This is a genomic window from Chitinophaga eiseniae (assembly GCF_012641265.1).
GTDB classification, from domain to species: domain Bacteria; phylum Bacteroidota; class Bacteroidia; order Chitinophagales; family Chitinophagaceae; genus Chitinophaga; species Chitinophaga eiseniae_A.
In genome coordinates, this window is the sequence record NZ_JABAHZ010000002.1 from 1,008,049 (window position 1) to 1,032,321 (window position 24,273).

Here is a 24,273-nt window from a genome sequence, read left to right on the forward strand (position 1 = left end):
TAAAATGGAGAACGTCCTGTACCAATACAGGACGTTCTCCATTTTACGTATATGTTTTAACGTTAGGATTCCTTTATTTGAACTCCTGCATTTCCACTAGTTTATGATAAATACCATCCTGCTGTAACAATTGTTCATGCGTGCCTCGTTCTTTAATAATACCCTGGTCCATCACAACAATTTCGCTGGCAAACTGGATCGTGCTGAGGCGGTGTGCAATAACAATAGTGGTACGGTTTTGCATCAATTTATCGAGGGCGGCCTGCACCAGTTTTTCGGATTCAGTGTCTAATGCAGAAGTGGCTTCGTCAAGAATGAGAATAGGCGGATTTTTGAAGATAGCCCTGGCAATAGTGAGGCGCTGGCGCTGTCCCCCACTGAGTTTGAGCCCGCGATCACCGATGAAGGTGTCGTAACCATTTTCCAGTTGTTCAATAAATTCATGTGCATTGGCAATTTTGGCCGCATGTATAATCGCCTCTTTGTCGGCATGGGGCTGACCGAAGGCGATGTTATTAAGTACAGTATCATTGAAGAGAATGGCTTCCTGCGACACTACACCAATTATGCTGCGGAGATCGTGCAGTTTGAAATCCCGTATATCGGTACCGTCTATACGAACAGCGCCTTCATTTACATCGTAGAAGCGTGGTAGTATATCGGCCATCGTAGATTTGCCGGCGCCGCTACGGCCTACCAGCGCTATCATCTGCCCCTTTTTTATGGTGAGTTGAATATGCTTTAGCACATAGTGTTGTTCATATTTAAAGGAAACATTGTCGTAGGTAATGTTTTCCTGGAAGGACGTAATAGGAATGGCATTGGTTTTTTCGGTAATGCTGATGTCAGTATCCAATATCCGGAATATTCTTTCACTGGCTACTATCCCTTTTTGCATAGTAGTAATAGCGGTAGAAATATTTTTGGCAGGTTGCATAATCTGCGAATAGAATACCAGGTAGGTCATAAAGGTAGCGCCGTTCAGCAGATCGCTGCCATTGAGCACCAGGGTGCCTCCGTAAATCACCAGGATAACAATCACGATTACGCCCAGGATTTCCGAGATAGGGGAAGCCAGCTCACGTTGATTGTACATGGCTTTGCTCACCTTTGTAAAACGATGATCCACCTCCGAAAATTTGTCCCGCATAAAACGCTCGGCAGTAAAGGATTGTATAATGCGGATGCCACTCAGCGTTTCCTCTGTAACATTCAGTATCTTGCCAAGCAGCTCCTGGCTAAACCATCCCTTCTGCTTTAATTTCTTGGAAACGTACGAAATCAGTAATCCCGATACGGGAAAGAAAACAATGGTAAAAAGGGTGAGATTAACAGAAAGATAGAAGAGGGCAGCGAAGTAGCCTATGATAATAAAAGGATCTCTCAATAATATCTGGATAGCATTGATCACATTGCTTTCTATTTCTTGTACATCGTTCGTCATGGTAGACAGCAGGTCCCCTTTTTTCTGCTGACTATAATAGCCCATGGGCAGACTAGTGAATTTAAGATACAAGCTGTTTCGCAGGCGTGAAAGCATGGTCATTTTCAATCGCACCATTACCCGGGCGCTCATATAGCGGCCTGCGTTAGCAATGGTAATACAAACGCCGATGACTGCACAAACGAAGTACAGCGCGCTTTGTTTAGAGCCGCTGGCCCTGATAAAGCTATAGAAATAGTAATTGAAAAGATCAACGAAATAGTTGATAGAGAAGGAAAAGGTGGGATGTGGCAAGGCATTGGGTACCTCTCCTACCTGGTTAAAAATAACGGTCAATAGTGGAATCAGCATGGCAAAATTGACCATGCCGAATATAATGCCGATCAGCGTATATATAACATATTCCGGGATATAGTGATGTAAAGGCGTGGCATATCCAAGTAATCGCTTGAATGTCTTCATTCCTGGAGGCTTTTTTACTGCTGGCAAAAATAGCATAATTACGATATGCGGGGGTGTAATTGGCGTTATTCTTTCCCAGAAATGGTTAATTTCGCACCTGACAGGCAGTTGGATGCTTGTTGGGTTTGGTGCGGTGCTGTAAATATGTTATTATCGTGCATAGGCCGTTTTACTAACGAATAAAATTGAATGAGATGCAGGAAACTAAAAGGCAGAAGCAAATAGGACAACTGGTACAGGAGGAGCTCAGCAGTATCTTTCAGCGGATTGGGTTTAATGTAGTAGATGGGGGGATGATATCTGTTGCTACCGTAAAAATGACTCCTGACCTGCTGGAAGCCAAGGTATACCTGAGCATGTTTAAGATTAATGCTCCCAATGAGATGCTGGAACGTATCAAGGAAAGAATGGGAGAAATCAAGAAATTGCTGGGAATTGGATTAGGCAAACAGTTGCGTCGGATTCCGGAACTCAGCTTTTTCCTGGATGATACCCTCGATTATGTGTTTAAGATGGAGGAGTTGTTCAAGAAAATCAAGGAAGACGATGCAAACATCAAGGATGGCAATAAGTAAGCGTTTGCCAGAAATTTAAAAAACATGGTTTGGCAATTTGCTTCCCGTTATTTCCGGGCTAAAAAATCTACCAACGCTATAAACATCATTGCCTGGGTAAGTGTGGTGGCCATTGCAGTCGGGGCTGGAGCCCTGATTGTGATCTTGAGTGTATTCAATGGTTTTGAAGGCCTGGTAAAATCCCTTTACTCTTCTTTTTATCCTTCTATAAAGATAGCGCCGGCTACCGGCAAAACGATTCTTCTTACGGCTGACCAGTTGCAGAAAATCTCAGCGGTACCCGGGGTGGCACATTATTCACAGGTAATAGAGGAAAAAGCGGTGCTCCGCTACGGTGACGAGCCTACGATTGCCGTGCTGAAGGGAGTGGATAGTGGCTACAATAATGTAACTGATGTTAAAAGCCATATTGTCAGGGGCCGTTTCGATACCGGTGATAGCGTGGCGTACCGCGCCATACTGGGACTTGAGCTGGAAGGAGCGTTGGGAGTGGATGTGGTGCATAGCCTGGCCCCGGTAACCGTATACCTGCCCCGGAGAACTGTGAGTACGTTTGTTACGCCTGAAGACGCATTAAATAATGGGGTGCTTTATCCCACCGGAACGTTTGCAATCCAGCAGGAATTTAATAGCAAGTATGTGATTACCAATATTGAATTTCTGCGGAAATTACTGGAATGGGGAGATCATGAAATGTCGGCATTGGAGATCAGTACACCCGCCGGGGTGGATGAAAAGCTGCTGAAGCAGCAGTTGGAAGTACTACTGGGAAAGAATTACAAGGTACAAACCCGTTACGAGCAGAATCAATCGTTGTACGCCATCATGCAAACGGAGAAATGGGCGGTGTATGTGATCCTGAGCTTCATTATGATCATTGCAGCGTTTAATATGATAGGGTCACTATATATGTTAGTGATAGAAAAGCAGAAAGATATTACCATTTTAAAAGCAATGGGCGCGCGTAAATCTTTGATTATGCGGATATTTCTGGCAGAAGGGTTAATTATTGCCGGAATTGGGACGTTATTAGGATTAGGTTTAGGGATAGTATTTTGTCTGTTGCAACAACAATTTGGTATGATTAAACTGGAGGGTACTTCCTTTCTCGTAGATGCGTACCCGGTAAGTATGCATGCGGCTGATTTTCTGCTTGTGTTTGTCACCATTATGATTATTGGGCTGGCAGCAAGTTGGTATCCGGCCAGGCGTGCCGCGGTGGAGGCCATTGAGTTGAAAGCCACCTGATTAGAAAATTAAGATATTAAAAAGGCCTCCCATCATAAATGGGAGGCCTTTTTAATATCTTAATTAGTTGTACTATTAATAATCGCCCAATGTTTCTGGTAACTGTGCCAAAGCTTTGGCGAGTTGTTCATCACTGGGAGCAATGCCATGCCATTCGTGATGCCCTTCCATGAAATCAACTCCCTGGCCCATTACTGTTTTCATGATAATTGCAATCGGTTTGCCTTTACCAGTGAGGCTTTTAGCTTTTTCGAGGATAGCAACTACGTCATCCATATCGTTGCCATTCATATGTAAAACCTGCCATCCAAATACTTCAAACTTGGCACCTACATCACCGAGGCCGGCTACATCATCGGTAGTCCCATCGATCTGTTGGCCGTTGAGATCCACGGTGATGATAAGATTATCTACTTTGTGGTGTGGCGCAAACATCACAGATTCCCAAATTTGGCCTTCTTCCAGTTCTCCATCACCATGGAGGGAGAATACCAGGTTTTTATCGTTGTTTAGTTTTTTAGCGAGGGCGGCTCCTATGGCTACGCTCATGCCTTGACCGAGGGAACCGGAGGCGATACGCACGCCTGGCAGGTGTTCATGAGTAGTTGGGTGGCCCTGCAGGCGGGAGTTCAGTTTGCGGAAGGTGTTGAGTTCCTGTACAGGAAAATACCCGGAACGGGCTAACGCACTATACAACACAGGTGAAATATGCCCGTTGGAAAGGAAGAAAAGGTCCTGGTTTTTGCCATCCATGTCAAATGGTTCCGGTTTATGGTCCATTATTTTGAAATACAATGCAGTCAGGAAGTCTGCGCAACCTAAAGAACCTCCGGGGTGTCCGCTTTGAACGCCGTGTACCATCCGTACAATATCTCTTCTAACCTGGGTAGCTATATCTTTGAGCTGTGGCATGATAGTTGATAAATTTTGTGCCGCAAAACTAATAGAATTTCGTAGAATTTGTGGCTGTTGAACGTTTTTTTTGCGATCTCAAAGTATTAAAAAACTTGATTTATTTAATGAATATTTTCACATTTCATTGAAATTAATATCTTTGCACAATCAAGCCCCACAAAAATGGAGAATGTATTAATTGCTACCGTCCTAAGTTTTGTTGTTACCTATTTTTCTATTCCAATACTGATTAGAGTGGCGGAATTAAAGCATTTATACGACGAGCCGGACGAACGAAAGACGCATAAACATCGTATACCAACACTGGGAGGAATGGGTTTCTTCTCCGGATTTATTATCGCTGCCGCTATTTGTGTACCCGCAATAGCGAATTCGCCGTTTCAATACATGATGGCTGCCTTCTTTATCATTTTTATGGTAGGCATGAAAGATGATATTGTGGGATTATCTCCCCTAAAAAAGTTAATAGGTCAGCTGGCGGCTTCTTTCACTATTATTTATCTAGGTAACTTGCAGATTACCAGTATGTATGGCTTTATGGGAATTTATACACTGCCTCCCAATATCAGCCTCATGCTGACGTATTTCACCTTTATAGTGGTGATTAACGCCTTTAACCTGATTGATGGAGTAGATGGACATGCGGGTAGTATCGGGTTACTGGTGAGTGCTGTTTTGGGTGCTTATTTCCTGCATGTAGGTGAAATTACTTATGCCGTAATCGGATTTGCCCTGGCTGGTGGGCTGGCTAGCTTCCTGATCTATAATATTTCTCCTGCCCGGATTTTTATGGGCGATACCGGTTCCTTATTGATTGGCCTGGTGAATGCAGTACTGGTGCTTAAGTTTATAGACGTGGCCGGCAATCCGGTAGGTAAAATGCCTATTGGCGCTACTCCAGCTGTTGCGTTCGCTATCCTGATTGTTCCATTATTTGATACTTTACGTGTTTTTGCTGTGCGTATGTTGCAGGGGCGTTCTCCTTTTTCTGCGGACAGAAACCATATTCACCACTACCTGCTGGATTTGAAGCTGAATCACCGTCAAACAACGCTGGTGTCTGTTGCCATTAATGCCTCCTATATCCTGGGCGCATTTGTATTGCAGGGACTTGGCGCTACCCTGTTGCTGATGGTAGTAATAGGTTCAGCTACCTTCTTTACCGGCATGCTATACCTGGCACGCAGAAAGAAACTGGCGGTGAAGCCAATACCAGAACCTGTTATCCAGCCGGCATCTGTTGCCGTAAAGGACTCCACCAAGGTATTTCGTGTTACAACAGAAGGAGTATTACAGGATAAGTAAAAAACTTCCTGTAAGCGTCTTTGTTAGTATTTCTCCTCCTATTACAGGTGCGTTACTTTGACGATTAAAAGAAAACCTGTAGGTTTGCACGCACTTAACTATTTATGTTATGCAAGATGATCTAACGCTTATCATTGATGAGGCAGCGGACTCGATGAAGAAAGCTATCGGGCACCTGGAATTGGAGCTTACAAAAATCAGAGCCGGAAAAGCTAATCCGCAAATTTTAGATGGCATTTTCGTTGATTATTACGGATCGCCAACCGCATTGAACCAGGTAGCTAACGTGAGTATTGCCGATGCACGGACCCTGACCATACAACCTTGGGAAAAAAACATGCTACAGCCTATTGAAAGAGCTATTATTGCTTCTAACATTGGGCTCAACCCTCAAAACGATGGTGTAATCATCCGTTTATTCCTCCCTCCTCTCACAGAAGAACGCAGGAGAGAATTCGTGAAAAGAGTAAATAACGAGGGCGAACAAGCAAAAGTAGCTATCCGTAATATTCGCCGGGATGCTATTGAGGGTATAAAGAAACTGCAGAAAGATGGCCTGAGTGAAGATACCGCGAAGGATGCAGAAGGAAACGTACAGGCATTAACAGATAAAAACATTGTCCTGATCGATAAGCATTGCGAAGTGAAGGAAAAGGAAATTATGGCTGTTTAATAATAGCACATCTCAAAAAAGCGGAGATATCATCAGTTGATATCTCCGCTTTTTTTATACGTTATTTGCCAGTAGCAGGTCTACTGGCTCTATTAACGAGGTACACTCCCGCTAAGATGATGATCATACACAACACCTGGACCCAGGTAATGCTTTCATGAGCGAGTAAGCCCCATCCGACTGCCACTAACGGCAACGCATATGCTACCATAGAGGCCATCATAGATCCGGCCCGTTTTATTAACAGGAAAAATAATACCGCTGCTACACCCGTTCCCATTACGCCCAGTATAAGGCCGGCAGATAAAGAGCGCCAGGGGGCATGGGGTTGGACGAACTGCGGAAAGAAGTTACTATACCATAATATCGGGAAAGTGACCAGGGCACAGAAAAACATGGCAATGGAGCCCAGATGCAGAGACGAGAAGCCTTTAAGCCGGTGGTGTACCATACTGATATTGACACCATAACTGATAGTGGCCAGGATGATCAACAAAGCATAATACCAATGACTATTGGTACTGATGCCTTTGGAGGTAAACAGCAAAACCACGCCCAACAATCCAATAAATATCCCGGTAAATTGTTCTTTTTTCAAGGGGCTGCCAAAGATGATAATACCCGACAGTAAAGCCATCAAAGGAGTGAGCGCATTTAGAATACCTGCCAGTGAGCTATCTATTTCTGTTTCAGCCAGGCAAAACAGAAAGGCAGGAATGCCATTGCCCAGGATGCCGGAAAGTATAATAAGTGGCAGCTTATTAACAGGCGTATCCCGGAGTGCCTTAGGTAAAAAGGGCAGCAATGCAACACCTGCGGCCACTAACCGCAAACTAGCTACCTGGTAGGATGTAAATGCTTCCAGCCCGATTTTCATCAGTATAAAAGAGCTGCCCCAGGTGAGCGATAGTAGTAAAAATACTCCCCAGTGAGCGAAACGTTGGTGCATAGTTTTATTTTCAGGCTACAAAGTTGCACTTATCGGTGGCATTCAACAAAATATAAATCGTGTTATTGCAACACTTCTGGACTGATTTTGTTAAATTTATTAATAAGAATGCATGAAATGAGTAAAATTAAGTTGTCAACCATCAGCACTACAGCCCCCAAGAAGCTGGAAAAAGAAAAGATCAAAGTCGCGACCCAGGAAATCTTGCAAGAATTGGATGAATTGCAAAATCTGTTATATGCCCAGCATAAATACAGTATTCTGTTGGTAGTACAGGGAATGGACGCCAGTGGAAAAGACGGTGTAATCAAGAATGTAACCGGTACCTTAAATCCCCAGGGCTGCGAGGTACATTCTTTCAAAGCTCCCACCTCAGAGGAATATGATCATGATTTTTTATGGAGAGTACATCAGCATGCACCAGGTAAAGGCATGATCCAGGTGTTTAACCGTTCCCACTACGAAGATATCCTGATACAGCGTGTGCATAAATGGATTGATGATAAGACTGCTTTCAAACGCATGGAAGCCATCAACGATTTTGAGAAATTGCTAACCGTACATAACAACACCCATATTATCAAATGCTATCTGCACGTATCGCGGGATGCACAACAGCAACGGCTGGTGGAGCGCACAGAAGACCCAAGAAAGATGTGGAAATATAATGAAAATGACCTGGCAGAGGCTAAACTATGGGATAAATATATGGATGCTTATGAAGACGCCATTAATCATTGTAATTATGTGCCATGGCTGATTGTACCCGCCGACCATAACTGGTATAAAGAGTACCTGATAGCGCTAACGCTGAGGGATACACTGAAATCGCTGAAGATGAAATATCCCCGTTTAAAGAAATAATAGATTAATAATTAACGGCTTATGATATTATGTTTTAATTTTGTTCACTTATTTAACCAATAAAAACCTTGCATTATGTCGTTCATCAAAGAGTTTAAAGAATTTGCCATGAAGGGCAATGTAATGGATCTGGCAGTGGGTGTGATCATTGGAGGCGCGTTTGGAAAGATCGTTACATCATTAGTGGATAATATCCTGATGCCTATTGTCGGCATATTTACCCAGGGTAAGAATTTTAATGACTTCTTTGTATTGCTGGACAAGAGTAAGGGAGAATTTGCTACGCTGGCAGAGGCGAAAGCCAAAGGGGTAGCTGTTTTTGCTTATGGCGCTTTTATTCAGAGCGTCATAGATTTTCTGATTATTGCCTTCTGTATTTTCTTGTTGGTGAAGTTCATGAATAGGCTGACCAAGAAGCAAGACCCTGCACCTGCTGAGCCTTCTGCACAGGAAAAACTGCTCATGGAAATCCGTGACGAGCTGAAGAAAAGATAAACTAATTATATCAATAACCCACCTGCGTGTTTCTTTTAACCCGAAGAAACACGCAGGTTATATATGTATACTCACCTTAAACGTTAAATGAATGAAAAAATTTACTTTGTCCATAGCATGCTTTCTTTGCTGTTTCATGGCAGTGCATGCACAGAACGACTGGATGAAGAAGTCAAGGGAAGAAGCTGCTGGTAAAATCAAAAAAGACCAGGACCCTAATGATACTATTCCGAAATTGTGGCGGAAAGGTCTTAATCTGAATGTGAACATCAACCAGGGCTCACTCACCAACTGGGCTGCGGGTGGTGATAAGTTTTCTTTCGCTATTGGTTCTAACGTATATGCGTGGGCGTTCTACAAGCATGGCAGAAGATCCTGGGACAATGTGGCCGATCTCGCTTTCGGATATATTAATACTACCAGTCTCGGCGGTCGTAAAAATGACGACCGGATCGACCTGACTACCAAATACGGTTATGATATCGGTAAAAACTGGTACCTCAGCGGACTGGTAAATTTACGTACGCAATTTGCCAACGGTTTCCTGTATCCAAATGATACCACCAAACAATTGTCGTCCAAATTCTTCTCTCCGGCATATGTACTGGTATCACCGGGTTTCGACTATAAACCAGATAATTCATTTTCTTTATTCCTCTCCCCCATTACTTCCCGTTTTGTATTTGTAATGGATGATTTCCTGTCAAAACAAGGTGCTTATGGTGTAGACACCGGGAAGCATTTCCGGTATGAGATTGGCGCTTATTTATCAGCCAATTACGTAAAGACTTTTGCCAAAAACATGACTTACAAAGGCCGGCTGGATCTCTTTTCTGATTACCGGCATAATCCGCAGAACATTGATGTGTTTTTCACCAATGCCCTGGAGCTGAAGGTGAATAAATGGATTTCTGCCTTGCTGACCGTAGATATGATTTATGATGATGATGTAAAAGTATTTGAAAATAAAGCTACTGGTGTGATGGGGCCCCGATTACAGGTCAAACAGGTGATAGGCGTAGGTTTTGCCGCCAAGTTCTGATTCGCCGGAATTTTGTTATTTTTGATATCGCGCATTGGCACAGAGGAAAGAAGCCGGGAATTGACTCCCGGAATTGTTGACACTCCGTGCCTTTGTGCGAATTCTTTTTTAAACCATATTAAACGCTATACGTGAACGAACAAGCACCTGTCTATAAGATCAAATTACCGCAATTTGAAGGTCCTTTTGACCTGTTGCTGTTCTTCATTGAACGTGATGAGCTGGATATCTATAATATCCCGATCAATAAACTGACACAGGATTTCCTGGAGTATATTCACCATATTGAATCGCTCAATATCGAGTTGGCCAGTGAGTTCATTCTTTTTGTATCTACGCTGATGCGTATCAAGGCGAAGATGTTATTGCCCCGCAAGGAAGTAGATGAGCAAGGGAATGAGATTGACCCTCGTATGGAGCTGATAGATAAGATCCTGGAGTATAAGCGTTATAAACTTGCTGCTGCCGAACTGGCTGAAATGGAGGCCGACAGGATGCTGCAAGCCAAACGAGGCAACATTGCGAAAGAACTGGCCGAAATTGGTGAAATTACCAGTGAAGGTACAGAAGTACAAACGCTCACATTGTTTAAGCTCACCAAAACATTTGAAAAGGTGATGCATCGTATGAAAGAGCGTGATAACAAGCCGCAGCACGTGGTGTATAAGTATGATTATACCATGGAAGGTTCCAGGATGTATATGGAAGAACTGGCAAGGGCTGAGTGTACTTTATCTTTCGAAAAAATATTCGATCACTGTAAAGACCGGGTGCATGCTATTTTCCTGTTCCTCAGTATGCTGGAACTGGTACAGATGAAGCACATGGGAATTATGGTCGGAGAAGGACGGAATAACTTTATTATTGAATATATTGATCCTTCTGATAGGGAGGAAGAACCCGCAGGAACTTTAATAGATGGCTGAGAAACGTGAAAATATAGGAATTGTTTCCTTACCGGAATATGCGCATGTAGATCCGAGCTTTGTGGTATCCGGATTGTGCGAATTGGGCAATAGTTTTTTTGACCAGATTGGTGTGCCACACCGGCATGACTTCTACACCATCTATTGGATAAAGAAAGGGAAGTTGCTGCATACCATTGATGCAGTAACACATGAGGTAAAAAAGAATACCCTCTTTTTTGTGGCGCCCGGCCAGGTACACAATCTACAGGCTACCGAGAAAATTGATGGTTACATGATCGCATTCCGGGAAGCTTTTATGTGTTTAAAAGACCAATCGCAGGTATCGGGAATTAATTCCGGCCTGTTTTTCAATAACCAGTTCAGTAGTGTATTGCAGCTCGATGATGAGCAGGAAAAGGATATTGAGGCTATTATTCGCCTGATGATGAAAGAACTCGCGCTCCGGGAGCCGGAATATGAAACCGCGCTGCATGGATTGCTGCGTTATTTCCTGGTGCTGGCTTCCCGTATAAAAGGTGAAAGTCTTTCTATTTCGACCGAACAACATGCTGCACATAACAGTTCTATCTTCCTGAAATTCAAAAACCTGATAGAAGAAAAATATCAGTACCTAAAAAACGTGTCCGATTATGCCGGACTCCTCCATATAAAACCTGTACTGCTCAACGAAATCAGTAAGCAATTATCTGGAATTACAGCAGGAGAGCATATCCGCAACAGGGTCATCCTGGAAGCGCAGCGGTACCTGTACAATACAGACCTCACGGCTAAGGAAATTGCTTATAAACTTGGCTTTGACGACCCACATTATTTCAGTCGCTTTTTTAAGAAATATACCAATCAGAGTCCTTCTGAGTTTAAAGAGGCAGCCCGCTCCTCTTTAACCCCTTCCGTATAAGGTTTTAAGGGGATTTGTAAAAAAGTCCATCACTAGCGACGTTTTATCCATTTTTAACGGGTGTTATAACATGTAGTTTTGTGTTGTCTTAGGAGGCAAAAAACTATGAACACACAAAAACATGTAAACCAGATAGTAAAAGCAGCCGCACCACATATGGTAGGTGATGGCTTCCGGGTACAAAGTACCTTACCAGGTGGTACCCGTTCTGAAAATAACAGGATTAGTCCTTTCATTATGATGGACTACGCCGCACCCAACTACATCCCGCCTAGTCCCAGACCCCGTGGTGTAGGAGAACATCCGCATAAAGGTTTTGAAACTGTGACCATCGTGTACCAGGGCGAACTGGAGCACCGGGATTCTACCGGCAGCCATGGATTCCTGTACCCCGGTGATGTGCAGTGGATGACTGCAGCTGGCGGTATTTTACATGAAGAGAAATATAGCGACGCATTTACCAAAACTGGCGGTAAAGCAGAATTTGCGCAATTGTGGGTAAATCTTCCCAAAGCATTTAAAAATAACCCGGCAGGCTACCAGAACTTAACCAAAGCCGAAATTCCAGTGATCAACATTGGTACGGAAAGTTATGTAAGAGTAATAGCTGGTGAATACGGGGATGTGAAAGGCGCAGCGCGCACCTTCTCTCCGCTGAATGTACTGGACGTGCGTTTAAAGAAAGGCGACACCGTTACTTTTTCTCTACCGGCACATTTTAACACCGCGGCAGTTGTTTTCCAGGGAGAAGCTGATATTAACGGCCAACCACTGAAAGCAGTAGAAACAGCCCTTTTCGAAAAAGAGGGTACTGAAATTAAGCTCACTGCATTGGAAGACGCCACTATACTAGTGTTGAGCGGAGAACCAATAGATGAACCCATCTTCGCTTATGGCCCGTTTGTGATGAATACAGAAGAAGAGATTGTGACCGCTATCAACGATTTTAATGCCGGTAAAATGGGCCGCTTATAATTTATAATAACAAATCATTTCAATAATACTACTAAAAACAAAACAATATGGCAACCTGGAAAATTGATCCTTCACACAGTGATGTACAATTTAAAATTAAACACCTGATGATTACGACCGTAACCGGTCAGTTTGCAAAATTTGATGGTACTATGCAAACCACTACTGACAATGATTTCAGTAATGCTTCCATCTCTTTTGAAGCAGACATCAATAGCATTTCTACTCAAAATGCGCAGCGTGATCAGCATTTGCTGGCAGGAGATTTCTTCGAAGCGGAAAAATATCCCAAGCTGACATTTGTGTCTAAGGAAGTAAAGAAAATAGATAGTGAAACATATAAACTGGTAGGTGATTTAACCATTCGTGACAATACCCGTCCGGTAGAACTGAATGTAGAATTTGGTGGCGAAGTGGTAGATCCATATGGTCAGACCAAGGCTGGATTTGAATTAAGCGGTAAGATTAACCGTAAAGATTTTGGCCTTACTTTCCATGCTACTACCGAAACCGGTGGATTGTTGCTGAGTGACGAAGTGAAGTTACTGGCTAGTGTACAAATGGTAAAACAATAAGCACATATTTCGTTTTGTTACTCAGCTATTTTGTTCGATTACGGCCCTGTATCCCGGGCAGATAGCTGGGTAACAAAATACCAAGCAAGCATTGACGATGGATATTTTGAATAAACTGGAATGGCGTTACGCCGTTAAGAAATTTAATCCGGCTAAGAAACTGAGTGCCGCACAGCTGGATAAACTGATTGCCGCCACCCGGCTTTCTGCCTCGTCTTATGGGTTACAACCTTATAAGATACTGGTAGTAGAGAATCCGGCGGTACGTGAGCAATTAAAAGCAGCATCCAATAACCAGGCGCAGGTAACCGACGCCTCACAGTTGGTGGTGTTTGCAAGATATACCGACTTGAATGAGTCGCACGTAGATGATTATACGAACAATATTGCGGAAACGCGCAACATAAACCCCGCGCAGCTGGCAGGCTTTGCGGGTGTGATGAAGAACACGGTGAATCAGTTGGGTTCAAACGGCACGGCTGTATGGAGCTCCAAGCAGGCTTACATTGCATTGGGCACCTTACTGACCGCCGCTGCAGTGGAAAATATCGATGCCTGCCCTATGGAAGGCTTTGATGCTGCCAGATACGACGAAATTTTGGGATTGAAAGAGAAAGGATTGGCTGCAGTGGTGACGGCTGCTATTGGATTTAGAGCAGATGATGACGTGATGCAGCATGCGAAGAAAGTACGTAAGCCAATAACGGAATTGGTAGAAATGATATAGGAATCAATTGAAGGGAATCATGTTTATACCGCACCAGCCACTGGTGCGGTTTTTTTATTGCCGGAAGCTACAGGAAGCTCCGGCATTTTTTATTCCCGATTAATTTGTAATTTGGGCCCCTGCACTGATTCTTCTAACAAAGAAAAAAAATAAAACATTAAACATGAAAAGATCTGCATCTGCCAATTGGCAAGGTACCGGTAAAGAAGGTAAAGGTAATTTAACCACCCAGTCTACCGTTTTAAACAAGACCCAGTATTCTTATGGCAGCCGTTTTGAAGAAGGCGTTGGCACTAACCCTGAAGAACTGATTGCAGCCGCTCATGCTGGTTGTTTTACCATGAAACTGAGTTTTGTTATCACCGGCGCTGGTTTTACACCTGGTAACATCGATACCAAATGCACTATTACATTGGAAAACGGCGCTATTACCACCAGCCACCTGGAAGTAACTGCCAGCGTACCAGGTCTGGATGCTGCAAAATTTGCTGAATTTGTAAAGGATGCAGAAGCAAATTGCCCGGTAAGTAAAGTGCTGAATGCTACTATTACTTCCGACGCCAAGCTGGTATAAGGAGGAGCAAAAAGCTTAAAGTAAAAAGCTATTGAAGCGAGTGATCTTGCGAATATTTGAAATCGCACTGGTCACCCGCTTCAATAGCTTTTTACTTTAAGCTTTCTGCATTTTTTGTCCACGTTTTTCATCAGATCATCCATTCCTCCCGCGGCCACTTATAGCGATATTTGTGTTGTATTAAACAAAGGAGATTAAGTTATGAAAAAAGTAATTCATCGTGCAGATACCAGGGGATATGCCAACCATGGTTGGTTGAAGAGTCATCATACCTTCAGTTTTGCTAACTACTATGATCCCAACAGGATTCATTTTGGTGCATTGCGGGTTTTGAATGATGATTCGGTGAAGGGCGGTATGGGTTTTGGCGCTCACCCACACGATAATATGGAGATCGTATCTATTGTACTGCATGGTGCGCTGGAACACCGTGATAATACCGGTAAGCAGGAAGTAATCCGTAAAAACGATATACAGATCATGAGTGCCGGCACTGGCGTCGTTCACTCTGAGTTTAACGCTTCCAAAACGGAAGATGTTAACTTCCTGCAGATTTGGGTAATTCCTTCCGAAAGAAATGTAGCGCCCCGCTATGATCAACGCACATTTGATCCTGCCAGTCGTGAAAATAAATTGCAGGTGGTCATCGCACCAGATAAATCTGCCGATACACTTTGGTTAAACCAGGATGCGTGGTTTTCGTTAGGTAAATTTGATGCAGGTAAAACAGTAGAGATCACTGCAAAGAAGGCGGGAACAGGCAGCTACCTGTTTTTGCTTAGCGGGGAAATACAAATAGATGGAGAAACCTTACAAACCAGGGATGCTATTGGGTTATCGGAGTATGATAAAGCAACGGTAGAAATTATTAAACCGGCAGAGTTTTTGCTGATAGATATTTCTATGTTGAGCTAATTATCATTTCATTATATACTAACCCGTTACATCTAAGAAAGATCAGCTGCAAGGCTGATCTTTTTTTTCTATTTTTATCCGGAACACTTATTTATTGCGTCACTATTAAAACCGCCACTGAGGAAGAAATCATGTTATTAGCTACAGACCTGGATGGAACTTTTTTAGGAGGAACACCGGAAGATAAAGAAGAACTCTATCATTTATTACATCATAACAAGGAAATACAATTGGTATTTGTAACCGGAAGAGGCATACGCAGTGTATTGAATTTATTGGAAGATACTGCACTGCCGCGTCCGGAGTATATTATTTGTGATGTAGGTGCTACCATTACACATTTGCCTAGCCTGGCAGCTGTAGAGCCTGTACAGTCCAATATTGCCGCCAAATGGCCAGGAGATCATGTTAGGGAAACGATGAAAAAGGTAAAAGGGTTACTACATCAGGAAGCTCAACAGCAATATCGTTGCTCTTATTATTACGATGAGGAAACAGATATAGAAAGCGCCCGGGAAATAGCGGCCTCACTGCAATGCGACATGGTTTTATCTGCCGGAAAATACCTGGATATTTTGCCTGGTGGCGTTAATAAAGGATATACTTTACAACAGTTGCTGGAGATACTGGTGCTGCCCCATCATAAAATATTGGTAGCTGGTGATTCTATGAATGACATAACGATGTATGAAACTGGATTTAAGGGCGTGGTAGTAGGTGATTCGGAAGCTGAATTAGTTAGGCGTACTGCAGGTATGCCACATGTATTGCAGGCGCAGCGGGCTGGCGCCGGGGGGATCCTGGAGGCGATGGCATTCTTTCCTGAGTTCCGTAGTTACCTGTAAAAAGGGAGATAAAATTGTGGGCAGAACAGAAAAAGATTGTACCTTAGAATAGGCCTTTGCCAGTAAATATATATGGATATTGACAACAGCGTTTGGTATGATGAATAGCTTTTTAATCATCATTTAAATTGATAAATCAATACACCATGGATATGACAACTCCCACTGAAGAGCTGCACCAGCAGCTGAATTCCTGGAAAGAAGAAGTAAATGATGTCAGGACAGAAGTGAAAATGATGCGTGAGCGTTTAGAGCAAATCGCATTAAGTAAAGCCTCCAGGGACGTAATGACAAAAGTTGAACATTTTGAAAACCGTTTACTACGCCAACGGGAAGTAGCTGATGAAATGTATCACGACCTGAAACAATGCGCAAAAAAAGTCTCCAACGCGCCTGTAACTGCCGTACATGATGATCGGCCCATAGATGACTACGATACCATGCAACACCGCATGGAAATTTTTCAGAAACTATACATCTCGTTAAAAGAAGAATTCAATGGCTTTATGCCTTGCGAGGTATAATGTTTATTGAAGGGTTTTTACTTTATGCTCAATTTTATGAATGATTTCATCCAATTGACGGGTGGATTCGTGTAGCCATGCCATCAACTGGGAATTAAAGTCCCCGTTTTGGTCGTTTTTGTCGAACAGATCGGTGATACCCAGTATAGAGACTACGGGCCTGCGTATTTCATGTGAATTGATCCAAGCAATTTCACGGAGCGTTTTATTTTGTTCTTCCAGCAGCCTGGCTTGTTTTACATGCCTGTCGATATCCTGTATCATCCCGATCATGCGATATGGTTGCCCGTTTTCGTACATAATAAACGCGCGATCGACTACGTATTTATAGCCGCCATCTGCGCATCTGAAGCGATATTCTTCCGACCAGTAGTTGAGGTTTTCCTTTTTGCATCTTTCGAGGGAAGCCATTACCCGGAAATAGTCGGTTGCATGAATATTGGTTTGCCACCATTCTACCAGGTCGGTGTCGTCAGCATTATTATAATGAAAGAGATCCGATAGTCCGTGATTCCAGGTAACAGCGTTAGTAACCAGGTTTTTATCGTATACCGCATCGTTAGTGGCTTTAGCCAGTAGTTCATAACGCATACCCAGCTCATGCGCTTCCCTGTTGGCTTTCACTTCGGCATCTACATCTTTCGACATAATGAAGCGGGCATCTTTGCCAAAATAAACGGCCGGAAGCGAATAGATTTCTGTAAAGAAATTGGTACCATCTTTTTTGCGATGTTTCCATATGCCCCGGTATTCACCGCTGCTGCACCGTTCTGCGGCATTTTCCAGCAATAAGGGAACATCCTCCACATTTCGTAGGTCCTTTACCGTTATTTGCTCCAGGAACTCCTTTTTACTGTACCCGTACTTCGCCGATGCTGCTGTATTGACCGACAGGAAACGCATCGTACTTTTTTCATAAATCCACATAGGAATGGGATATTCATTGAACAGGTGCTCGAACTGAAGCGCACGTTTGTTAATCAGCCGGGGAGCTATCAGTAAGAAGATAATGATACCTGTCAGTAAAATGATGCTGCCTGTCAATAACCAGGAGTAAGGGGCGGTATTAAATTTTAATAAGAGGTAACTGTTCATCGAAACGACAACAAACAAGAGACATAGGCAAACAATCTTTACAGGGGCGTTTGACATTACCTGATTTTACAGAAAATTTAGATAATTTTTCAGCAATAGAAAAATTATCCTTGATCATGATGATTGATAATGTTTTTTGCATTATTAGCTGTCATAATTCAAGTGTCAGGTGGTCACTTGCGGGGTAGCCCACACAGGTAAGCACCAGGCCTTCTGCCAGCTCTTTTTCCGTAAGTACTTCGTTGACAGACATCCACACTTTGCCATTGGTACATTTAACGGTACAGGAGCCGCATACACCGCCCTTACAGCTATATGGCAAAGCTACGCCCTGTTCGAGTGCATAGTTCAGGATGGTTTGGTCGGCTGGAACAGACAGTTTGTATTCCTGACCATGTGCATGGATCACGACCTGCTTAGGGTCATGATTTTGTGGTAATAGTATTTTTGCAATTTTTATATCGGTGTTTACCACAAAATTTTCCTTGTGAAGCTGGTCGTTCCGGAAGCCCATGAAGGTGAGGGTAAGGAGGATGGTACGCATATAGTCTGGCGGACCACACAGAAAGAAGCTGGCATCGGTATATTGATAGCGCATATGCGTTTTTACCAGTTGCTCCAGCAAAGTATTATTAAGTCGCCTGTAGGTATGGTGACTATCCGGGTCGTTACTAAAGAGATAGGTACTTTGCAGTTGTTCTGGGTAGTTGGTTTGCCATTGCTGTAGTTGCTCGTAGAAAATGGTTCTTTCGGGGCTGGTATTGCTGTAAATTAATTTAACGTGTGCGCCGGGGTCGCGGGTAAGTATTTGTTTCAGGAGAGAAAAAATGGGCGTTATCCCGCTTCCTGCAGCAAGCAGAAAAACGTCTTTTACTGGAGCAGCAGCTGACTGATAGGTAAACCGGCCGGTAGGCTCCAGGGAGGTCACCACATCTCCTTTTTTCCAGGTCCGGATGAGATGGCGGGAAATTTCGCCATTTTCCTTCTCCCGTATAGTTACCGACATAAAGGGATCTATGCCGGGTGTAGAGCTGAAGGAATAAGAGCGCCTGTATTCTTTGTTATTCAGGGTGATGAGGAAGGTCAGGAACTGACCTGGTTGATAGCTAATCAGTTCAGGCGATATATTGGCCAGTTTATAGGTATAAGTGCCGGGCATTTCGCGTATGATGTCTGTAATCCTGAGCTGAAAGTACATGGTATAAAAAAATTTAGCTACCTGGATAGCCTGTTTGGGCGTATCCAGGTAGCTAAATAACTAAATTCCTGTTTATATGGTGACAGTAATTTTTTCTTTGAGCATTTCCCGGGTGGTGCGGGCGATACCGGCGGCATCATAACCGCATTCGCGGTAAAGTTCTTCCGGTTTGCCGTGTTCCACGATTTTATCGGGAATGCCTAATCTTGTTACAGTTGCCTTATAGTTATTGTCGGCCATGAATTCGATCACGGCGCTACCGAATCCACCTCTGATAGCACCATCTTCCACGGTAATTACCTTATCAAATGATTGGAATATTTCGTGGAGCAGGGCTTCGTCCAGTGGTTTTACGAAGCGCATGTCGTAATGGGCTGGCTGCAAACCATCGGAGATCAGTTCTTTACAGGCTTCGGTTACGAAGTTGCCGGTGTGTCCGAGGGAAAGGATGGCAATGTCTTTACCATCGCGGATTTTCCGCCCGGTGCCTGGTTTGATGGCTTTAAATGGCATTCGCCATTCCGGCATCACGCCTTGTCCGCGTGGATAGCGGATCACATAAGGCATATCATTTTCCGGCAGCTGAGCGCTGTACATCAGGTTACGGAGTTCTTCCTCATTCATAGGGGCGCTGATGATCACATTCGGGATACTGCGCATGTAGGCAATATCGTAGGCGCCATGATGAGTTGGGCCGTCCTCTCCTACAAGTCCGGCTCTGTCGAGGCAGAATATTACCGGGAGTTTCTGGATGGCTACATCATGTACGGCCTGATCAAAGGCTCTTTGGAAGAAAGAGGAATAGATGGTACAGAACACGCGCATTCCCTGTGTGGCCATGCCAGCTGATAGGGTAACGGCGTGTTGTTCGCAGATGCCCACGTCAAAAGCTCTTTGCGGCATTTTCTCCATCATAAATTTGAGGGAGGAGCCGGAAGGCATGGCGGGGGTGATACCGATGATTTTATCGTTTTGTTCTGCTAATTCGATGATAGTGTGCCCGAAAACGTCCTGGTATTTAGGAGGTTGAGGGGTAGTGACTGGCTTTTTGAAGATTTCGCCGGTGATTTTATCGAACAGGCCTGGCGCGTGCCAGGTGGTCTGGTCTTTTTCTGCGAGGGCATAGCCTTTACCTTTGGTGGTAACGATATGCAGCAGTTTGGGGCCGGGAATATCTTTCAGGTCCTGCAGGGTATCTGTCAGTTTGGTGATATTATGGCCATCGATGGGGCCAAAATAGCGCATCTTCAGTGCTTCGAAGAGGTTACTGGATTTAGAAACAACGCCTTTGAGGCTGGCTTCCAGTTTGGAGGCCATGTCGCGGGTGAATTTCTTTCCTACAGGGAGTTTCCCCAACAGGTTCCACACATCGTCCCTTACCTTGTTGTAGGTAGGAGAAGTGGTGATATCGGTGAGGTATTCTTTCAGCGCGCCCACATTAGGATCTATGGACATGCAGTTGTCGTTCAGGATGATCAGTACGTTGGCGTTGGCAACACCTGCGTGGTTGAGGGCTTCGAAGGCCATTCCGGCAGTCATGGCGCCATCTCCAATGACCGCAATGTGCTGGCGGTCAAATTCGCCTTTATAATGGGAGGCCATGGCCATACCCAGTGCGGCGGAAATGGAGGTAGAAGAGTGGCCGACTCCGAAGGTATCGTACCTGCTTTCATCTCTTTTAGGAAATCCGCTGAGACCTTTGTATTTCCGGTTGGTCGGAAATGCTTCCCGGCGCCCCGTCAGTATCTTGTGACCATAGGCCTGGTGGCCTACGTCCCATACCAGTTGGTCGTAAGGGGTATTAAAAACGTAATGCAATGCCACTGTCAGCTCCACTACGCCCAGACTGGCGGCAAAGTGGCCACCATGCACACTTACCACGTCAATAATGTATTGACGCAGCTCCTCACATACCTGGTGAAGCTGTTCTTTATTCAGCTTTCGCAAATCAGCGGGATATTCTATCTGGCTCAACAGTTGACCTGCCTTTATATTCATAATATTGGTTCAGGGTTTTATGAAGTAACAAAAATACACAAAAATATGTGGTAATTAGTCATCCAATGTCACGAAGATAGGCCTTTTATGGCATATCAGACCATTCAGCCGGAGGCATCTGCCATTTACCGTTTCTGATTCACCATTTATAATATTTAGGTTTAAATGGGGGATGCTAAAGGGTATTTTTGGAATATAGGTGAAGTTTACTAATTTGATTTAATGTTAAAGAAGATAAGCAAATATTGGTGGTGTCAGATGCTGGGCTGGTCAGCTTATGTTGCTTTAAACTGGTTCTATTATTATACGCTGGACAAGTCAGCCGCGAAGCTGTTAGACTTTATTAACCTTTTAATATTCACTGCTTTAGGTCTTCTTTCTACCCACCTTTTCCGGACGTTGATCAATAAACGTAACTGGGTAACTTATAATTCAGAGCGCCAGATACTACTGTTTTTCGCCATGGTGGCCGGTACTTCTGTTACAGTGTATATCAGCTATAATTCGCTGATGTATTTTGTGTACAAGTCTCAGCAGGAGGACCAGATTAGGGCATTGTTATCGCCTTTTGTGATCTCGTTTATCTGGTGGATGATCTACTATATCTGGCATTATATTGAGCGAAACAGGAGTGCCCAGGTAGATCAGCTCAAGTTGGAAACAACGGTAAAGGAGTTAGAGCTTAAAACGATCAAGGCGCAGTTGAATCCGCACTTCATTTTCAATGCGTTGAACAGTATCCGGGCTTTGGTGGACGAGAATCCGCAGCGGGCAAGGACCGCTATTACGGAGCTTTCGAATATATTGCGGAGTTCTATGCAGTCGGAGAAGGCGGAAACGGTGAGCCTGGAGAACGAATTAAACATTGTAAAGGATTACCTTGCACTGGAGCATATCCGCTTTGAGGAGCGGTTGAATGTGCAGTACGACATAGATCCGGATACGCTGGAGTTGCAGGTGCCGCCGATGATGTTGCAAACATTGGTGGAAAATGCTATTAAACATGGTATTTCCCGCATTATCAGTGGTGGTTCGGTGTACATCAACTCTTCATTGAAGGGGATGCAGCATGTTATTACGATTGAAAATACTGGTCAGATAATTGAAAATAGTATTAATGGCCATGGTTTTGGCTTACAGAGCACCCGGCAAAGATTAAGTCTTTTATTTGGTAACCGGGCTTCTTTCGAGATCAGGAATAAAGATGAGCATACGGTAGAAGCTACAGTGGTCATGCCTTTACTCTAATCACTTGTTATAAACTGCCGTAGCTGGTAAATGACTGGTTACGGTTATTATTAAATCAATTAAATTAAATCATTCAACCAAACTTCATATTGCCAATGAAAAAAGCATTGATAATAGATGATGAACGCCTGGCCAGGAGTGAACTCAAGAAATTACTGGCAGATCACCCGGAAATAGTGGTGGTAGGAGAAGCTGTGAATGCGAAGGATGGTATAGAAAAGATCGAGACCTTACATCCTGACCTGCTGTTCCTGGATATTCAGATGCCTGATAAAACGGGATTTGACCTGCTGGCTGAACTGGAAAAAACGCCACAGGTAATTTTTACCACAGCTTACGATGAATACGCCCTGAAGGCATTCGAGTACAACGCGCTGGATTACCTGTTGAAACCAGTAGAACCGAAGCGACTGGCCGATGCTATCCACAAATTGCATCAGCAGGAAGAGAAGGACCGCCTGGCGGCATCAGGTGGAATACGTTCGTTGTTGTCGGAAAATGACCAGGTTTTTGTAAAGGATGGAGATAGATGCTGGTTTGTAAAACTGCAGGAAATCCGCCTTTTTGAAAGTGTAGGGAACTATGCCCGGGTATATTTTGAAAGTAATAAGCCATTGATTCTTAAATCATTGAATGCCCTGGAAGAACGACTTGATGAGCGTACTTTTTTCCGGGCTAACCGCAAGCATATTGTAAATCTCCGGATGATTGAGAAGATAGATACCTATTTTAATGGTGGGTTATTGCTGGAAATGCGGGGAGGCGAAAAAATTGAAGTAAGCCGCCGACAGGCTGTGAAATTTAAGGAGATGATGAGTTTATAGGAAAGCCGGGCGCGTAAAGCGACTGAGGCGAATGAATACGGCGGGTATTTATCTACCGTAATCATTCGCCTCAATAGTTTTATGATGTTTTATCGGGCTTTTACCGGTACAGAATGTACTGCATCGGCCAATTCCTTAATGAGGGAGAGATCTTTTTCTATGGCATTTCCTACTACAATCACATCTGCGCCCGCCTTACAGTTAAGGTAAGCTTTCTCGGCATCGCGGATACCGCCGCCAACAATAATAGGTGCCTGGACCTGGCTGGCTACGCGGCTGATCATACTTTCTGTGATCGGTACCCGGGCGCCGCTGCCGGCATCCATATAAATCACTTTCATGCCCAGCATTTCGCCTGCTATTGCTGTACACATAGCAATATCCGCTTTGTCGGCGGGAATAGGCGTTGTATTGCTGATATATGATACTGTGGTGGGGGCTCCTCCATCGATTACCATGTAACCTGTAGAAATCACTTCAAGTCCACTTTTCTTAACGGCAGCCGCAGACACTACATGCTGACCAATCAGTAATTCGGGATTTCTTCCCGAAATAACAGACAGGTAGAGCAGCGCATCTGCATATTTAGATACCTGGGAAGGGCTTCCTGGAAATAATACAACGGGTATGTCACAGCAAGCTTTCAGCTGCTGCACACATTCATCCAAATGATCAGAGATCACAAGGCTACCTCCAAGGAAGATATAGTCAACTTTGACAGCAGTGCATTTGGCTGCAAGCTCGATGATATCCGCAGGAGTTACCTTATCCGGGTCAATCAAAACCGCGAATGCCTTTTCCTTTTTAGCCTTTCTTTCGATGAACGAAGTGTATATGTTATTGTACATCAATAGCGCATTGTTCCGGTTGTCGCAAATGTATAATATTTTTATTAATAACACACATTGCTAAATAAATAAGCATTCAATTCATTTTTTATTCATGAACATCATGATACCTACATTATTAGGTGTTA

At 43.8% G+C, this 24,273-nt stretch carries 25 protein-coding genes; 18 read left to right on the forward strand and 7 right to left on the reverse strand.

The genetic code is table 11. The annotated features are described in order from the left end of the window. Positions 1–73: 73 nt before the first annotated feature. Complete coding sequence (locus HGH91_RS11785; protein ID WP_168738625.1) at positions 74–1,906, reverse strand: ABC transporter ATP-binding protein; 1,833 nt, start codon at positions 1,904–1,906, stop codon at positions 74–76. 194 nt (positions 1,907–2,100) lie between these two features. Between HGH91_RS11785 and rbfA the strand changes: the two genes are divergently transcribed. Continuing rightward, positions 2,101–2,481: a 30S ribosome-binding factor RbfA gene (rbfA, locus tag HGH91_RS11790; RefSeq protein ID WP_168738626.1), complete on the forward strand. Its 381-nt coding sequence runs from the start codon at positions 2,101–2,103 to the stop codon at positions 2,479–2,481. A 24-nt stretch (positions 2,482–2,505) separates the two neighbouring features. Beyond that, positions 2,506–3,729 (forward strand): FtsX-like permease family protein, encoded by a 1,224-nt coding sequence (locus HGH91_RS11795; protein ID WP_168738627.1) that lies wholly within the window; start codon positions 2,506–2,508, stop codon positions 3,727–3,729. Positions 3,730–3,804: 75 nt separating this feature from the next. On the opposite strand, the gene HGH91_RS11800 is transcribed toward HGH91_RS11795, so the two are convergent. Then, a complete protein-coding gene (locus HGH91_RS11800; RefSeq protein ID WP_168738628.1) occupies positions 3,805–4,641 on the reverse strand; it encodes a transketolase in 837 nt (278 codons plus the stop codon). A 165-nt stretch (positions 4,642–4,806) separates the two neighbouring features. Between HGH91_RS11800 and HGH91_RS11805 the strand changes: the two genes are divergently transcribed. Further along, positions 4,807–5,949, forward strand: coding sequence for a glycosyltransferase family 4 protein (locus HGH91_RS11805; protein ID WP_168738629.1), 1,143 nt, complete (start codon positions 4,807–4,809; stop codon positions 5,947–5,949). A gap of 109 nt (positions 5,950–6,058) precedes the next feature. Further along, positions 6,059–6,622, forward strand: a complete 564-nt coding sequence (frr, locus tag HGH91_RS11810; RefSeq protein ID WP_145663100.1) for a ribosome recycling factor — start codon at positions 6,059–6,061, stop codon at positions 6,620–6,622. A 61-nt stretch (positions 6,623–6,683) separates the two neighbouring features. Here frr and HGH91_RS11815 read toward each other — a convergent pair whose 3' ends face one another. Further along, the gene (locus HGH91_RS11815; RefSeq protein ID WP_168738630.1) at positions 6,684–7,571 is read right to left on the reverse strand and encodes a DMT family transporter; all 888 of its coding nucleotides are present in this window, start codon (positions 7,569–7,571) and stop codon (positions 6,684–6,686) included. A 117-nt stretch (positions 7,572–7,688) separates the two neighbouring features. Here HGH91_RS11815 and HGH91_RS11820 point away from each other — a divergent pair, with 117 nt between their 5' ends. The 12 genes from HGH91_RS11820 to HGH91_RS11875 all read left to right on the forward strand — a co-directional run bounded on the left by HGH91_RS11820 (position 7,689) and on the right by HGH91_RS11875 (position 16,934). Continuing rightward, positions 7,689–8,435: a PPK2 family polyphosphate kinase gene (locus tag HGH91_RS11820; protein WP_168738631.1), complete on the forward strand. Its 747-nt coding sequence runs from the start codon at positions 7,689–7,691 to the stop codon at positions 8,433–8,435. 75 nt (positions 8,436–8,510) lie between these two features. Continuing rightward, positions 8,511–8,930, forward strand: a complete 420-nt coding sequence (gene mscL / locus HGH91_RS11825) for a large conductance mechanosensitive channel protein MscL (RefSeq protein WP_168738632.1) — start codon at positions 8,511–8,513, stop codon at positions 8,928–8,930. Between the two features lie 91 nt (positions 8,931–9,021). Next, positions 9,022–9,972, forward strand: coding sequence for a DUF3078 domain-containing protein (locus HGH91_RS11830; RefSeq protein WP_168738633.1), 951 nt, complete (start codon positions 9,022–9,024; stop codon positions 9,970–9,972). 131 nt (positions 9,973–10,103) lie between these two features. Continuing rightward, the gene (locus tag HGH91_RS11835; protein WP_168738634.1) at positions 10,104–10,898 is read left to right on the forward strand and encodes a segregation and condensation protein A; all 795 of its coding nucleotides are present in this window, start codon (positions 10,104–10,106) and stop codon (positions 10,896–10,898) included. Then, positions 10,891–11,799 (forward strand): helix-turn-helix domain-containing protein, encoded by a 909-nt coding sequence (locus tag HGH91_RS11840; RefSeq protein ID WP_168738635.1) that lies wholly within the window; start codon positions 10,891–10,893, stop codon positions 11,797–11,799. The genes HGH91_RS11835 and HGH91_RS11840 overlap by 8 nt, the downstream gene beginning before the upstream one ends. A 105-nt stretch (positions 11,800–11,904) precedes the next feature. Beyond that, positions 11,905–12,774 carry a pirin family protein gene (locus HGH91_RS11845; protein ID WP_168738636.1) on the forward strand — a complete coding sequence of 290 codons (870 nt, stop codon included), beginning with the start codon at positions 11,905–11,907 and terminating at the stop codon, positions 12,772–12,774. A 47-nt stretch (positions 12,775–12,821) separates the two neighbouring features. Continuing rightward, positions 12,822–13,349, forward strand: coding sequence for a YceI family protein (locus HGH91_RS11850; protein WP_145663125.1), 528 nt, complete (start codon positions 12,822–12,824; stop codon positions 13,347–13,349). A gap of 97 nt (positions 13,350–13,446) precedes the next feature. Beyond that, on the forward strand, positions 13,447–14,076 hold the full coding sequence (locus tag HGH91_RS11855) for an NAD(P)H-dependent oxidoreductase (protein WP_168738637.1): 630 nt from the start codon (positions 13,447–13,449) through the stop codon (positions 14,074–14,076). A gap of 163 nt (positions 14,077–14,239) precedes the next feature. Next, positions 14,240–14,650 (forward strand): OsmC family protein, encoded by a 411-nt coding sequence (locus HGH91_RS11860; protein WP_168738638.1) that lies wholly within the window; start codon positions 14,240–14,242, stop codon positions 14,648–14,650. Positions 14,651–14,851: 201 nt separating this feature from the next. Beyond that, the gene (locus HGH91_RS11865; RefSeq protein ID WP_168738639.1) at positions 14,852–15,565 is read left to right on the forward strand and encodes a pirin family protein; all 714 of its coding nucleotides are present in this window, start codon (positions 14,852–14,854) and stop codon (positions 15,563–15,565) included. Positions 15,566–15,696: 131 nt separating this feature from the next. Further along, the gene (locus tag HGH91_RS11870) at positions 15,697–16,410 is read left to right on the forward strand and encodes an HAD-IIB family hydrolase (RefSeq protein ID WP_168738640.1); all 714 of its coding nucleotides are present in this window, start codon (positions 15,697–15,699) and stop codon (positions 16,408–16,410) included. Between the two features lie 146 nt (positions 16,411–16,556). Next, entirely contained in the window at positions 16,557–16,934 is a 378-nt protein-coding gene (locus HGH91_RS11875; protein ID WP_168738641.1) for a hypothetical protein, read from the forward strand. Positions 16,935–16,937: 3 nt separating this feature from the next. Here HGH91_RS11875 and HGH91_RS11880 read toward each other — a convergent pair whose 3' ends face one another. The 3 genes from HGH91_RS11880 to dxs all read right to left on the reverse strand — a co-directional run bounded on the left by HGH91_RS11880 (position 16,938) and on the right by dxs (position 21,225). Beyond that, complete coding sequence (locus tag HGH91_RS11880) at positions 16,938–18,086, reverse strand: PAS domain-containing protein (RefSeq protein ID WP_168738642.1); 1,149 nt, start codon at positions 18,084–18,086, stop codon at positions 16,938–16,940. 94 nt (positions 18,087–18,180) lie between these two features. Continuing rightward, positions 18,181–19,227: a flavin reductase family protein gene (locus tag HGH91_RS11885; RefSeq protein ID WP_168738643.1), complete on the reverse strand. Its 1,047-nt coding sequence runs from the start codon at positions 19,225–19,227 to the stop codon at positions 18,181–18,183. 72 nt (positions 19,228–19,299) lie between these two features. Further along, complete coding sequence (dxs, locus tag HGH91_RS11890; protein WP_168738644.1) at positions 19,300–21,225, reverse strand: 1-deoxy-D-xylulose-5-phosphate synthase; 1,926 nt, start codon at positions 21,223–21,225, stop codon at positions 19,300–19,302. A 222-nt stretch (positions 21,226–21,447) separates the two neighbouring features. On the opposite strand from dxs, the gene HGH91_RS11895 reads away from it, so the two are divergent. Together HGH91_RS11895 and HGH91_RS11900 are read left to right on the forward strand one after the other, a co-directional pair. Continuing rightward, entirely contained in the window at positions 21,448–22,473 is a 1,026-nt protein-coding gene (locus HGH91_RS11895) for a sensor histidine kinase (protein WP_168738645.1), read from the forward strand. A gap of 95 nt (positions 22,474–22,568) precedes the next feature. Continuing rightward, entirely contained in the window at positions 22,569–23,297 is a 729-nt protein-coding gene (locus tag HGH91_RS11900) for a LytR/AlgR family response regulator transcription factor (protein ID WP_145663155.1), read from the forward strand. An 89-nt stretch (positions 23,298–23,386) separates the two neighbouring features. Here HGH91_RS11900 and HGH91_RS11905 read toward each other — a convergent pair whose 3' ends face one another. After that, on the reverse strand, positions 23,387–24,145 hold the full coding sequence (locus tag HGH91_RS11905) for a geranylgeranylglyceryl/heptaprenylglyceryl phosphate synthase (RefSeq protein ID WP_168738646.1): 759 nt from the start codon (positions 24,143–24,145) through the stop codon (positions 23,387–23,389). Positions 24,146–24,273 lie beyond the last annotated feature (128 nt).